Annotated in this window: 13 protein-coding genes; 2 read left to right on the top strand and 11 right to left on the bottom strand. The window is 61.6% G+C overall.

The window, feature by feature from the left end:
* Positions 1-473: 473 nt before the first annotated feature.
* Both ACN6KF_RS28630 and ACN6KF_RS28625 read right to left on the bottom strand, forming a co-directional pair.
* Positions 474-896 (bottom strand): hypothetical protein, encoded by a 423-nt coding sequence (locus tag ACN6KF_RS28630; protein ID WP_434960288.1) that lies wholly within the window; start codon positions 894-896, stop codon positions 474-476.
* 48 nt (positions 897-944) lie between these two features.
* Complete coding sequence (locus ACN6KF_RS28625) at positions 945-1367, bottom strand: hypothetical protein (protein WP_434960287.1); 423 nt, start codon at positions 1365-1367, stop codon at positions 945-947.
* A gap of 119 nt (positions 1368-1486) precedes the next feature.
* Between ACN6KF_RS28625 and ACN6KF_RS28620 the strand changes: the two genes are divergently transcribed.
* Positions 1487-3151: an OFA family MFS transporter gene (locus ACN6KF_RS28620; protein WP_434960286.1), complete on the top strand. Its 1665-nt coding sequence runs from the start codon at positions 1487-1489 to the stop codon at positions 3149-3151.
* A gap of 193 nt (positions 3152-3344) precedes the next feature.
* Positions 3345-3593, top strand: coding sequence for a hypothetical protein (locus ACN6KF_RS28615; protein WP_434960285.1), 249 nt, complete (start codon positions 3345-3347; stop codon positions 3591-3593).
* An 89-nt stretch (positions 3594-3682) separates the two neighbouring features.
* Here the strand turns inward: ACN6KF_RS28615 and ACN6KF_RS28610 are convergent, their stop codons facing one another.
* The 9 genes from ACN6KF_RS28610 to ACN6KF_RS28570 all read right to left on the bottom strand — a co-directional run bounded on the left by ACN6KF_RS28610 (position 3683) and on the right by ACN6KF_RS28570 (position 13718).
* Positions 3683-4489, bottom strand: a complete 807-nt coding sequence (locus tag ACN6KF_RS28610; RefSeq protein ID WP_434960284.1) for a family 1 encapsulin nanocompartment shell protein — start codon at positions 4487-4489, stop codon at positions 3683-3685.
* Complete coding sequence (locus ACN6KF_RS28605; RefSeq protein ID WP_434960283.1) at positions 4482-5555, bottom strand: Dyp-type peroxidase; 1074 nt, start codon at positions 5553-5555, stop codon at positions 4482-4484. Before ACN6KF_RS28605 ends, ACN6KF_RS28610 begins: the two co-directional genes overlap by 8 nt.
* A gap of 25 nt (positions 5556-5580) precedes the next feature.
* Positions 5581-5838: a DUF2171 domain-containing protein gene (locus ACN6KF_RS28600; RefSeq protein WP_434960282.1), complete on the bottom strand. Its 258-nt coding sequence runs from the start codon at positions 5836-5838 to the stop codon at positions 5581-5583.
* A gap of 63 nt (positions 5839-5901) precedes the next feature.
* Positions 5902-8514 (bottom strand): ATP-dependent chaperone ClpB, encoded by a 2613-nt coding sequence (gene clpB, locus ACN6KF_RS28595; RefSeq protein WP_434960281.1) that lies wholly within the window; start codon positions 8512-8514, stop codon positions 5902-5904.
* A gap of 324 nt (positions 8515-8838) precedes the next feature.
* Entirely contained in the window at positions 8839-10866 is a 2028-nt protein-coding gene (locus ACN6KF_RS28590) for a sensor histidine kinase (protein ID WP_434960280.1), read from the bottom strand.
* Entirely contained in the window at positions 10859-12253 is a 1395-nt protein-coding gene (locus ACN6KF_RS28585; protein ID WP_434960279.1) for a sigma-54-dependent transcriptional regulator, read from the bottom strand. The genes ACN6KF_RS28590 and ACN6KF_RS28585 overlap by 8 nt, the downstream gene beginning before the upstream one ends.
* A 44-nt stretch (positions 12254-12297) precedes the next feature.
* Complete coding sequence (locus ACN6KF_RS28580) at positions 12298-12519, bottom strand: hypothetical protein (RefSeq protein WP_434960278.1); 222 nt, start codon at positions 12517-12519, stop codon at positions 12298-12300.
* An 18-nt stretch (positions 12520-12537) separates the two neighbouring features.
* Entirely contained in the window at positions 12538-12810 is a 273-nt protein-coding gene (locus ACN6KF_RS28575; RefSeq protein ID WP_434961331.1) for a chaperone modulator CbpM, read from the bottom strand.
* 2 nt (positions 12811-12812) lie between these two features.
* Complete coding sequence (locus tag ACN6KF_RS28570; RefSeq protein ID WP_434960277.1) at positions 12813-13718, bottom strand: DnaJ C-terminal domain-containing protein; 906 nt, start codon at positions 13716-13718, stop codon at positions 12813-12815.
* Positions 13719-13755: the final 37 nt, after the last annotated feature.

Here is a 13755-nt window from a genome sequence, read left to right as displayed (position 1 = left end):
TGCGCCGTTGCTGCTTGAATGATTCAAGCGGAGGAAAGGCATAGGGCTGCGCAAAGCAGTATGATTTAACTAAGAGTTCGTCGTGCATTCGTACCAGATCACACAAATCGACGCGGCCGCAGGAGGCCCCAAGCGCCATCTCGACCTTCTGTGCTCAAACGCAAAAACCGCCCAGGTGATCAGACCTGGACGGTTATCGATTTATGACAGAATTGGTTGCGGGGGCCCACAACCAAGTCCTACGCGGCAGCACGCCACGATGCCCCTAACCGCGTTTTCCCGCGACGGAATACGATGTAGATGAACGACCAAACAGCTCATATCGAAGCCAGATCATCGTACTGCACCGAGCAATAACTTAAGCAAAAGGGTCTTGTGCATACTAAGATTTTCGCTCACTCGGTTCTGACATCGATGACAAGATGTTGAGCATCAACCCATGGTTATGTGGTCGGATGCTCATCGATCCCGCGTCAGAATAGGAGGTCAATTCCGACCACGCCGCCATCGTAGGCGCCATCCGGCTCGATCCCGAGAAATTCCGCTCCCGTCGCATTGCCGATTTCGTCGCGGCCAGTCGCCAGCCGAAGGTCAAAAGGCGCTGTAGCCCTCGGCAGGCTCAAAATGACCTTCCATCCTCCCGTTCGCAGACACTCGTCGTAATCTGTTTGGCAGGTCTTGCCGGTCACCGGAATCCTGAACCACTTGCCGTAGGAACCGCCCTGCTCGGAAAACGCAGCATATTCATATTCGGCATCGGTGATATTTATGACGCACAACGTCCAGGCCAAACCTCCAGGCGGGGACTTCAGCGGATCATATGAGCGATCGATATCTCCATTCTGGATGATGAAGTTGTCGAGGTTTGCCTTGCTTTGGAGCCGTTGCAATTTCATCGTCTTCCCCTGCTCGCTGGAATGTAGGTCGCGCCTGCCGCCACTCCACTACTGTTGCCGAGCCTCAACCGCGCAGCGAGTGCAGGCGGAGTGGTCGACAAAGGCGGCGTTGTCGCCTTGCCGATCAGAAAGCAACCCGCATGCCAAGGCGAAACAGGGAAAGATCCGGGCTTTCGCCAGGCTGATCCTTTGAATTTCGGACAAGTTGTCAGCCCCGGCCGGACAAAACGTCCCGGCACATCCAGATGACGACGCTCGCCGCCGGCGCATGAGCGCATGACGCGCCGCATCGCGCGACGGCGCCTGGCACTGGTTCGTGGCTTTGTATTCGCGCTCGGGCCGCCATGGTTTGCGGCCTCGTGCGAACCCAGCCTGGCCGGACATTTTGTTCGCCGCCTCGGACATATTGCCCGCTGCCGCCATCTGCCAATCTCGTAATCCATTGATATTTCTCACCATGTCGAATGGCATGCGTCTTGCTAACGCCTTGCCAACGGCCTTGGGCCGAGCATCGGCCCCGCCGAACGATGGGCCGGATCACATCGACGGATGCAGCCGACGGAATGCTGAGAAGACAGGGCGGAATTGTCATGACAACGGATGTGGACACACAAGATGACGTATTGTCTGCGCCACGAAGGACCGGATTTCTCGATCGTCAAAGGATCATCGCCAAGCCCGGCTTCAATCGCTGGATGGTGCCTCCCGCCGCACTGGCCATTCACCTGTGTATCGGCATGGCCTACGGCTTCAGCGTGTTCTGGCTGCCGCTTTCTCAAGCTCTCGGTCCCGCCCCGTCGGCTCGATGTCCCGACCTGAGCCTCATGGCAGCCTTGTTCACCACGAGTTGCAACTGGCGCGTGTCGGATCTGGGTTGGATCTACACGCTGTTCTTCGTGCTGCTCGGCTGCTCAGCGGCCATCTGGGGCGGTTGGCTGGAAAAAGCCGGCCCTCGCAAGGCCGGGGTGGTGTCCGCCCTGTGCTGGTGTGGCGGCATGCTGCTGGCCGCGGTCGGCGTCATGCTCCACCAATTGTGGCTCATGTGGCTCGGTGCGGGCGTCATTGGCGGCATCGGCCTGGGCCTTGGCTATATCTCGCCCGTCTCGACCCTCATCAAATGGTTCCCGGACCGGCGCGGCATGGCAACCGGCATGGCGATCATGGGTTTCGGCGGTGGCGCCATGATTGGCGCTCCCCTCGCCAATCTCCTGATGGGAACTTTCAAGACAACGGACAGCATCGGTGTCTGGCAGACCTTCGTCGTCATGGCCACGATCTATTTTGCCTTCATGATGGCTGGGGCGCTGGGCTACCGGATTCCGCCGCCGGGATGGCGCCCCGAGGGTTGGTCCCCGCCGTCCGCGGCCGGGCGCTCCATGATCACGACCCGGCATGTCCACCTGAGGAACGCTCACAAGACCAGGCAGTTCTGGCTGATCTGGCTGGTCCTCTGCCTCAACGTATCGGCGGGCATCGGGGTGATCGGCATGGCCTCCCCCATGCTGCAGGAGATCTTCGGCGGCCGGCTGCTCGGTCTGCCGGACCTGAGCTTCGACAAGCTCTCACCCGACCAGAAGGTCGCGATTGCGGCGATAGCAGCCGGATTTGCCGGGCTGCTATCCCTGTTCAACATCGGTGGCCGTTTCTTCTGGGCCTCGCTTTCGGACAAGATCGGCCGAAAGAACACCTATTACGTTTTTTTCCTGCTTGGCATCGCGCTTTATGCGGCCGCGCCATCCGCGGCCCATTCGGGCAGCCAGCTCCTGTTCGTGGCGATCTTCTGCGTCATCGTTTCCATGTATGGCGGAGGATTTGCGGCCGTACCGGCCTATCTCGCCGACATCTTCGGGACACAATTCGTCGGTGCCATCCATGGTCGCCTGCTGACGGCCTGGGCAACGGCCGGCATATTCGGACCGGTGATCGTCAATTACATACGCGAATTCCAGTTGGCTGCCGGGGTATCGCGCGCACAAGTCTATGATTTCACGATGTATATTCTTGCCGGCATGCTGGCGCTCGGCCTGATCGCCAACGCATTGATACGGCCATTGGCCGACAAGTGGTTCATGTCCGAAGCCGAGGTCGCAGCCCTTCAGGACGCGCCCGCCTCTGCCCAGGACGGCACGATCGGGACTTTCGGGATCGGCAAGGGCGGCTTGGAGGGCAAGGCCCTGTTCGCCTGGGCCGCCGTCGCCATTCCGATTTTCTGGGGCCTTTGGGTCACGCTCAAAAGCGTCATTGCATTGTTCTGATGCCTGGCAGCATCCTCGGTCGCCGCCGTGGCGACCGCACTATAGGAGTGGAAGATCACGGCCTTCCAATCCGCAGGATCGGCAGGTTGCGCGGGCCGAGCAGTTCCCGCATCCGGCCAAAATGGTCTGTGCCCAAACAGACTATCTGCAACGGTCAGGCCGGCATCGGGCCTCCCCCATCGAGGAACTCGGCATGGCAGAGATCAAATGGTTGAAGGACAACGAATACCCCACGCAGCGGGGAGACTGGGTCTTGCTCACCAGGGAAGGCCCCGTCTGGTCGATCAACAGCGCCACATCCACCGGCGACAGCGTACTGTCCGTTCCGATCGGTGCCTTCCATCTATTGAACGACTTGCTCGCCTGCACGATCAAGTGGGCCGACCATGCAGGTATTGATTGGATCTACATACGCGCTGGCGATGATTTTGCGCATTTTTGACAGCCGGGTCGTTTACGCAAAAACCCGGCTCGCCGAATATGTCGCCTGGTCGCGCCCGCAGGCAGCGCGCGCCTCATGCCGACAACGTCCTATTTCTTGGCGGGCAGGAGCGCGACGGCTGCCTCCGTCGTCAACAGGCGGAAGGTCAGGCTTTCCTGGAAGTAGAGCTGGACCGATGTCGCCGAATGGCTGGCATAGCCGATCGAGATGTCCTGGCCCACGGACAATTCGAAATCACCGCCTCGCGTCGTCAGCACCAACCCGCCCTCGATCGCCGGGGCCCAGATGATTCCCCCCTCCACCAGGCGCTCGACATGCTCGAAGACCGGATAGCCGTCGTCGCTGCCGCCGGTGGCAGCCGTATAGGCATCGGCTCCCAGCACCAGCGCATAGGGCCCATCCACCCCCGCCAGCCGCAACTGGCTCACTGCCTGTGCGACAATGTCCGGATAGCTTTTCACCTGGGCCGGAAGCGTCAGGGCCGGATTGGAAAGGCCCTGACGGATGCCCTCGATCCCGGCCGCGGCAAAGCCATCGAAGACCGCGCGATCCTCGGCAAAGGCGAGCTTGCGCGCCGCTTCCTTCACCGGCGACCAGTCCGAATCCGCCGCACCCCGCTCCACATCGTCGATGGCCTGGCGTGCCAGCTCGAAGGGAACGCGCAGTTCCACCAAGGCCTTCACCTCCCGCTGGGCGGCTTGGACCCCCTCGCCCGGCCCTGCAAGCGGAAGGATATGACCGGTTCCCACCGCCGATGTCGCCAGGCCCTGCGGGCCCTCGACGTCCACCACACGACGGCCGGCCAGATGGCGCTTGAGGGTGCGCGTCGCCTCCTCCTCGATCTGCGCCCAGGCGCCGTCGGAGATCGGTGCCAGCTCCCGATGAAGATTATTCATGGCCTGCTTCCTTCTTGAGCGATCCAATACCGAGCGAGCCGTCACCGCCAGCCGGCCGCGAACCAGAGCTTTGCGCAGGCTCGATATCTGCGGGAACCGGTTCGGCCGTCGCCGGCGCGGCAGCATCGGCCGCCACATCGTCCAGGAACGTCGCCGACGGCACGAAGAACAAGGAGCCGGTCACCGCCCGGCTGAAATCGAGCAGCCGGTCGTAATTGCCCGGCGGCCGGCCGATGAACATGTTCTCCAGCATCCGCTCGATCCGGCTGGGCGAGCGGGCATAGCCGATGAAATAGGTGCCGAACTCGCCCTTGCCGACGTCGCCAAACGGCATGTTGTCGCGCAGGATCTCCAAGGCCTCGCCATTCTCCTCGATCGAGGTCAGGACGTTATGCGCGTACGGCGCCTTGAGCGCATCGTCCTGCTCGATGTCGGACAGCTTGGCGCGCCCGATGATCTTCTCCTGCTGCTCGACGGGCACCTGGTTCCATCCGGTCAGATCATGCAGATATTTCTGCACGATCACATAGCTTCCACCGGCGAAGGCGCCGTCCTCCTCGCCGATGAGGGTGGCATCCACCGCCGCCTGGTCGACCGGGTTCTCGGTACCGTCGACGAAGCCGATCAGGTCGCGGTCGTCGAAATATTTGAAGCCATGAACCTCGTCGCTGCCGGCGACGGCGTGCCCGATCCGCGCCATGATCTGCGTCGCCAGTTCGAAGCAAAGGTCCATGCGCCGGGCGCGGATGTGAAACAGGATGTCCCCCGGGGTCGAGACCGCATGATGGACGCCGCGGATCTCGCGGAAGGGATGCAGATCCTTCGGCCGGGGCGCTCCGAACAGCCGGTCCCATAGATCCGAGCCGAAGCCCATCACGCAGGACAGCCGCCCCTCGAGATCCCGGAACCCCACCGCCCGCAAAAGCCCCGACAGATCCGCGCACAGCGCCCGGACCGCCGCCTCCGACTCCCCGCCGGGCTTGACGGTTACCACCAGGAAAATGGCTGAACGCGAGAGGGGCGCAACGACCGGCTGCGAAACGGTAGAGGGCAAACTCGACTCCATACGGCTATCCATCCGGTTGCCGGCCTCAGCCCAAATCGACCGGACGCCCGGATTTTTCTTCTTCGAGGGTCACGGCAATGTCGGCATTGGCGGACAACCTGACTTTCTCACCTTCAACCCCAGCCACGAAACCGATCTCGATATAGTGGTGGTGGCCTCGATGCGCCCCGAAGCTGTCGCTCAATTTGAGCTCGATACGATCGCCCACAACGCGATCGACCGTCCCGACATGCACGCCATCGGCTCCGATTACGTCCATATGTGCCTTGATCTGGTCCTTCATCACACTTCTCCCTTGTTGATCCCATGCGCCATACAGCTATCGATCGGATGACATTGCGCTGCTTTAGGCTGCCTCGAATTCGTCCTCATCCATGATTTCCGGAGCCTTGCCATTGAAGATGAGGCTCTTCTTGCCTGCGGAGATCTTCACCTTCATATCGTCGCCGATCTCGCCCGCCAGGATCATCTCGGCAAGTGGATCCTGGACGTAGCGCTGGATTGCGCGCTTGAGCGGACGGGCGCCATAGGCGGGGTCCCACCCCTTGTCGGCCAGCCAGTTCCGCCCCTTGGCATCGAGCGAAAGCTCGATCTTGCGATCGTCCAGGAGCCTGCGCAGGCGGGCAAACTGGATCTCGACGATCCGTCCCATTTCGCTCTTCTGCAGGCGGTGGAACAGGATGACGGCATCGACCCGGTTGAGAAACTCGGGACGGAAGTGGCTGCGCACCATCGCCATCACCTGTTCGCGCACAGCACTCGTCTTCTCGCCTTCGGCCTGGTTCACCAGATATTCCGCGCCGATGTTGGAGGTCATGATGATCAGGGTGTTGCGGAAGTCGACCGTGCGGCCCTGCCCGTCCGTCAGGCGCCCGTCATCCAGCACCTGCAGCAGCACGTTGAAGACGTCGGGATGGGCCTTCTCGATCTCGTCGAACAGCACGACCTGGTAGGGCCGCCGCCGCACGGCTTCGGTCAACGCACCGCCTTCGTCATAGCCGACATAGCCCGGAGGCGCGCCGATGAGCCTGCTCACCGAATGCTTCTCCATGAATTCGGACATGTCGATACGGATCATCGCTGTTTCGTCATCGAACAAGAACTCCGCGAGTGCCTTGGCGAGTTCGGTCTTGCCGACACCGGTCGGCCCCAGGAACATGAAGCTCCCGATCGGCCGGTTGGGATCCTGCAGGCCCGCCCTCGCGCGCCGCACGGCCGTCGAGACGGCACGTACGGCCTGCGCCTGCCCGACGACACGCTTGGCGAGCATGTCCTCCATATGGAGCAGCTTGTCCTTCTCGCCTTCCAGCATCTTGTCGACGGGTACGCCCGTCCAGCGCGAAACCACCTGCGCGATGTTGTCCGCAGTCACGGTTTCGCTGATCGACGAATTCTCGCTGGCTTCGACGACAGCCAGCTTTTTCTCCAACTCCGGAATTCTGCCATAGGTGAGTTCGCCGGCCCGCTGAAACTCGCCCTTGCGTTGGGCATTGGCGAGTTCCGTGCGCAATCGTTCCAGCTCGCTCTTCATCTTCTGGGCGTCGGAAAGCTTGCTCTTTTCGGCCTGCCATTGCGAAGTCAGGTCGGCCGACTTCTTTTCGAGCTCGACCAGGTCCTTGTCGAGCGTCTGCAGCCTGCTCCTGGAGCCGGCGTCCTTCTCCTTCTTGAGCGCTTCCTGTTCGATCTTGAGGCGAACGATCTCGCGATCGAGCGAGTCCAACTCCTCCGGCTTGGAATCCACCTGCATCTTCAGGCGAGCCGAGGCCTCGTCGATGAGGTCGATCGCCTTGTCCGGCAGGAAGCGATCGGTGATGTACCGGTTCGACAGCGTGGCTGCCGCGACCAAAGCCGAGTCGGCGATCCTTACGCCATGATGAAGTTCGTATTTTTCCTTCAGGCCCCGCAAAATCGAAATCGTGTCCTCGACCGTTGGCTCAGGAACGAAGACCGGCTGGAAGCGCCGTGCCAGCGCGGCGTCCTTCTCCACATGCTTGCGATATTCATCGAGTGTGGTCGCGCCGACGCAATGCAGCTCGCCGCGCGCCAGGGCCGGCTTGAGCAGATTGGAAGCATCCATGGCGCCATCGGTCTTGCCGGCCCCGATCAAGGTATGCATCTCGTCGATGAACAAGATGATGCCGCCCTCGGCGCTCGTCACCTCCTGCAGCACGGCCTTGAGCCGCTCCTCGAACTCCCCGCGATATTTCGCGCCTGCAATCAGGGCGCCGAGATCGAGCGCGAGCAGCTTCTTGTCCTGCAGGCTCTCGGGCACGTCGCCGTTGATGATACGCAGCGCCAGGCCTTCGACGATCGCCGTCTTGCCGACCCCCGGCTCGCCGATCAGCACCGGGTTGTTCTTGGTGCGCCGCGACAATACCTGGATGGTACGACGGATTTCCTCGTCGCGGCCGATGACCGGGTCGAGCTTGCCATCCCGCGCCGCCCTGGTCAGGTCGCGGGCATATTTCTTCAAGGCATCATAGGCATTCTCGGCCGAGGCAGTGTCGGCAGGCCGGCCCTTGCGCAGTGCATCGATGGCCGCACCGAGGTTACGGGGGTCGACACCACCCTCGGCGAGCAGTTTGCCGACCTCACCGCTCTTGTCCGCGACAAGCGCCTGCAACAAGCGTTCAACCGTCACGAAACTGTCGCCGGCCTTTTCCGCGGTGCTCTGCGCGGCAGCCAGAAGGCGCGCCGTCTCGGGGGCCAGATGGATCTGTCCAGCGCCCGTACCGGAAACCTTCGGCAATTTTGCCAAAGCCTCTTCGGTCGCCTGCAGAATCGCACGCGAATTGCCGCCCGATCGGTCGATCAGTCCCGAAACGAGGCCTTCCTTGTCGTCGAGCAGGACTTTCAGGAGGTGGAGTGGCGTCAGCTGCGGATTTCCCTCGCGCGAGGCGAGGAACTGCGCCGACTGGATGAAGCCGCTGGCGCGATCGGTGTATTTATCAACGTTCATCGAGCCATCCCTCACGGCAACGATATCCGGTCAAAACGAAAGCGGTCGAAATGCACGCGCCTCTCCTCGACGGGCCACGAGCATGAAGGTCGCATGCAGATCCCATATGCCGTGGCACGGCGTCCTCCTCATAGCTCTGCTCTTCCTCACTGCCGCCGCACACCCGCCGGCGCGAATGTCCGGCACGGCTGCCCAGTTCCAGGAGCAACTGGCGTGCCAATTTGAAAGGAAAGCGAAATCAATCAGATAGAACTTCGCATCCAACGGCGGCGGACACTATGTCGAAGCCCTGGCGGACAAAATGTCCGCATCACTGCGGCGGCGTCAGCTTGCTTCGGGCAGCCAGACGAGGAATGACGTGCCCTTACCCGGTTCGCTCGACACGGAAATCCTGCCGCCCTGTCGTGTCACCAGCATCTGGCTGATCGAGAGGCCAAGTCCGGTGCCATCGCGCGTCTTGGTGGTGAAGAACGGGTCGAAGATCTTTTCGATCACGTCGGCCGAAATGCCGGCACCGGTATCCGCAACCTTGATGGCTACCCCTGCCCAACCATCCATGTCGCTGTCGTGGTTTCGCAGGGAAAGTCGCCCCCCATGCGGCATGGCATGGATGGCATTCACCAGTAGGTTGACCAGGACCTGCTGCAACTCGGTGCGGTTCATCGCGATGAGGCGGGATGCGCGATCCTCCCGCTCCAGGGTAATCGTCGTCTTCCTGATGAGATGCTGAACAAGCGGCAGCGTATCGGAGACGATGGTGGCGACGGCATAATGCTCGGTGTAGCCGGCATATTCCTGGGGTTTGGCAAACTGCAACAATTTGGTGATGATTTCGCCGATACGCGCCATCTGCTGGTCGATAAGACGGAACTCGACCTTGGCCTTTTCGGCGTCGGAGCCCATCAACTCGCGGATCACCTCGAGATTGCCCTGCATCACGGCGATCGGATTGTTGATTTCATGGGCAATGCCGGCACTGATCTCCCCGATCGCGGCAAGCTTCTCCGACATGACGAGCTGCCTGGTCGTGTTTTCCAGCTGCAGGGTGGCCTGGTGCAGTTGGTGGGCCCGCTCCTCGACACGGCGATTGAGCTCGTCGTTCCAGCGGCGCAATTGCGCATCGCGTTGTTGGAGCAAGTCGAGGAGATGGTCGAGGTGAAAAGCCACCTGGCCGATCTCGTCCTTCGTCTTCACATGACCGGTTCGCGCGGACAGGTCACCGCCTTCGACGCGGCTAATCGCGCCCGTCATCCGCTCCAAGGGCCTGAAAATGTTGGTTGCCCAGATCAGGAACAGGGGAACCGTAGCCGCCACCGCCACCAGGAACGCCCCGGCAATCGTCAGCAAGGTCTCATATTTGGCCTGTGTGAACGGTTTTTGCAGAAAACCCACATAGAGCATGCCGACCCGGCGGCCATAGCTGTCGATGATGGGCTCATAGGCGGAGATGAACCAGTCGCTGACGACGAAGGCGCTACCCCGCCATGTCCGCCCCTGACCGAGCACGGCGTTGCGAACGACTTCCGAAACGCGGGTTCCGATCGCCCGCCGCCCTTCGAACAACCCCACATTGGTGCTGATACGCACGTCCCCCAGGAACAAGGTAGCCGTACCCTGGCTTCCCTCGGGCAAGCCAGCCTCATGGTAGATCAGGTCGTTGATCGTATCGACGAAGGCTAGGTTCTGGTTGAGGAGCGTGCCGCCGACCAGGGCCGCCCGCCGACCATCCGGCAATGTCAAAGCGGTGGCCGACTGGAGCACCAGGCCGCGAGTTTCCTGGGAGAGCGTAGCGGCAGTACTGCCAATGGTGGGTACGATCTCGATGCGCGCGCGTGCGGCGAGATCGGGAGAGAAGGCACCAAGCTCTTCGGCCTCGAAAACATCGATAGCCGTCTTCGAATGCCCTTCGAGAGCCGACCGGACGATCGGCCAGCTCGAGCGCACGGAGGAAGACGCCGTGGCATAGGCACTCGTGAGGATCCTGCCGTCTTCGCCGACGATGTAGAGGAAATCAAACTGGCGTGCCTGTGCAGTCTCCTTGAGGAGCAAGGTAAACGCCGAACTTGGATAGTCGTTTTTCTGAAGGAGGTCGTGGAAACGTGCCGATTCACTCACCGAGGCCAGTCGAGAATCCGTGTTCTCGAGAATGCGGGCCAGATATTGATGGGCAATCGTCAAGTCGTCATTGACCTTGGAGATTGCCAGGGCATCGAACCGGGCATTCCAACGGTAGAGGCTGATACCCAACAGCAATGGCAAGATCACGAGCATGGGTACGAGCGCAATCGCCAGCAAGCGATAGCGCACCGATCTTCTTCTTCGTCCGGCCTTCGAGGCTTGGTCCCTAGACATTCCAGCTGACGCATTTGCGATCGATGGTCTTGCGCGAGATGCCGAGGCGGCGGGCAGCCTCCTCGCGATCGCCCTTGACCTCGCGCAGCACCGACAGGATGTGGCGCCGTTCCACCTCGGCCAGGCTCTGGCCGCCCCTGTCGTCATCGCCGTCACTGGCAATGCGTTCGATATCTTCCGGAAAACCGCCGAGGATCACGGTCCGCTCGATCAGGTTACGCAACTCCCGGATATTTCCCGGCCAATCATAGCGTGCGAGCGCAGCGCGCACCCTGTCGTCGATGGTGACGGGAGGCATGCCGAGCTGCTGGGCGAATTCGCGCATGAACAGAGCCGCGAGTTCCTGCACGTCGTCGCCGCGATCCTTCAGCAGCGGTAGATGGATCTGCATGACATTGATGCGGAAATAGAGATCGGCGCGAAAGCTGCCGGCCTCGACGCGCTTGGGAAGATCGGCATTGGTGGCAAAGATGAAGCGGGCGTCGAAGGGAACTTCGCGCTCCGAGCCGACCGGTCTGACACGTCGATCTTCCAGGACGCGCAGCAGCTTGGTCTGCAGCGAAAAGGGCAGGTCCCCGATTTCATCGAGGAACACGGTACCACCCTGCGCATGCATGAAAAGCCCTTCCCGAGCCCTGCCCGCCCCGGTGAAGGCCCCTTTCAAATGGCCGAACAGTTCGCTTTCGATCATGTCCGCCGGGATGGCAGCGCAATTGATCGGCACGAAAAGCTTGTCGGAGCGACCGGAAAGCAAATGAAGCGAGCGCGCCGCGACTTCCTTTCCGGTCCCCGACTTGCCGGTCAGCAGGACCGAAGTCGGCAAGGGCGCAACGCGTGCAATGGTCTGGCGCACATTCTGGATCGCCCTGGAGTCGCCGAGCAACTTGTTCCGCAGGAAGATCTGGTGGCCCGGCGATTTCAGTTCATGATGCAGAACGTCGTTCTCGCGCTGCAGCCTGATCCGGTCGAGACAGCGGGCGACCGCATTGAGAAGCTGGTTGGAGCGGAATGGCTTGAGCACGAAGTCGACGGCGCCGGCCCGCAAGGCACCGATCGCGGTGTCCAGATCGGCATAGGCCGTCATCAGGATGACATCGGCAAAGAACCCGACGGCACGCTGTTCGGCAAGCCAATCCAGGCCGTTCTGTCCCGGCATGATATTGTCGAGAATGACCACGTCGAAATGCTGCTGGTCGAGTTTCTGGGACGCCTGTTTGGTATCCGCAGCCTCGGCGATCAGCTTGCAGCGCGGCCCCAGGATCTTGACCAGGAAATTGCGCATGCCCGGCTCGTCGTCGACGACCAGGATCGAGGCCTGGGCGAGCCACGGCCCGAACTGTGGATCTGCGGCAGGGCCGGCAGCATCGCGAGCTGGATCCTCAGACATCAACACTCCTTCCCAACCTCACCCTGGCCAGACGCGGAGAACCGTCAGCCGCCCAGAAACGCCGGTGCCAAACTCTCTTCCACCATCTCCCGGGCCGCCTGAGGCGTCTGCTGGCTGCCGTCGATGTCGAGGCGGGTTGCTGCCTCGAACAGCAAGGCACGCACATCGTCCGGCGAAAGGATGCTTTTGGCCACGAGCTTGCGCACCAGGGCCTGCAGGATGAGGACATCGATCCCCTGCTCGGACGCGATTGGACTTTCACTCATTCCACTCTCCCCCTCTAGCTACGAACGCTCCTGTATATCCCCGCGCAGTTGCGCCAGAGCCTGACGCAGCCCATGAAGCTGATCCATCAGATGCAGGATGACGTCGATACCCTCGTCATTGGCTCCGATATCGTTCTTCAGCTCGTGGATCAGGCGTGCGCGGGCAATGTCGATTTCGGTGAATTGCACGCCAGTCGGGGTCGGTCGAGGAATAAGCCAGCGCTGCTCGAGCCACACTTCCAGCGTCTGCACCTGGATGCCGGAACTCGCCAGAAATTCCTGCTTGTTCATGCTCATGATGCTCTATCCTCACGGGGATTGAAGTCCTTGCCCTTGGCCCAGTTCGAAACAAAGGCTTCGAGTTCCGGATCGGGCGCTTTCGGCAGGACGATCTTCAGCTTGACGAACTGGTCGCCCTGCCCTCCGCCCCGGCGGGGCGCCCCCTTTCCCTTGAGACGCAGGGTCGTGCCAGTGTTCGACCCTTTCGGCACGGACATCGTCACGTCGCCGGTAGGGGTTGGAACACGCACGCGTCCTCCGAGCACGGCCTCCGACAGCGAAACCGGCAATTCCAGCGTGATGTCGTCGCCCTCGCGCGTGAAGCGCCGATCCGGCAGGACCTCCACTTCGATCAAGGCGTCGCCGGGACCGCCCGTACCGGCGCCCGGCGCTCCCTTGCCTTTCAGGCGCAGGGTCTGTCCATCCACCAGGCCGGGGGGAATCTTCACGTCGAGCGTGCCGCCATCCGGCAGGGTCAGGCGCTTGTTCGCCCCCATGACCGACTCGACGAACTCGATCGGCAGCCGATAGTGCAGATCCTGTCCGCGCCGGTTCGCGCGCGCCCGCTGGCCGCGCCTCAGCAGCTCGGCAAACGCATCTTCCCCGTCCATGAAGTCGGCGAAACCGGAAGTATCGGCGTAGGGATGGTCGTGATCGGCTTCTGTATATTCACGGTAGAAATGCTGCGGCGGGCGTTCCGCACCGCTCGCGTCGATCTCGCCATTGTCGAAGCGCTTGCGCTTGTCGGCGTCGCTGAGCAGGTCATAGGCGCCAGCGACTTCCTTGAACTTCTCCTCGGCGCTCTTGTCACCCGGATTGAGATCCGGATGCAGTTTCTTCGCAAGCTTGCGATAGGCGCTCTGGATCTCGGCCGAAGATGCCGTCGGGGCAACACCTAGAACCTCGTAAGGATTTCTCACAACCTACTCCGATAGCATTTCCACGGCGTTTTGCGGT

Source organism: Labrys methylaminiphilus subsp. lupini, from assembly GCF_051161885.1.
GTDB lineage: Bacteria > Pseudomonadota > Alphaproteobacteria > Rhizobiales > Labraceae > Labrys.
This window is presented reverse-complemented; position numbering and strand designations above follow the sequence as displayed.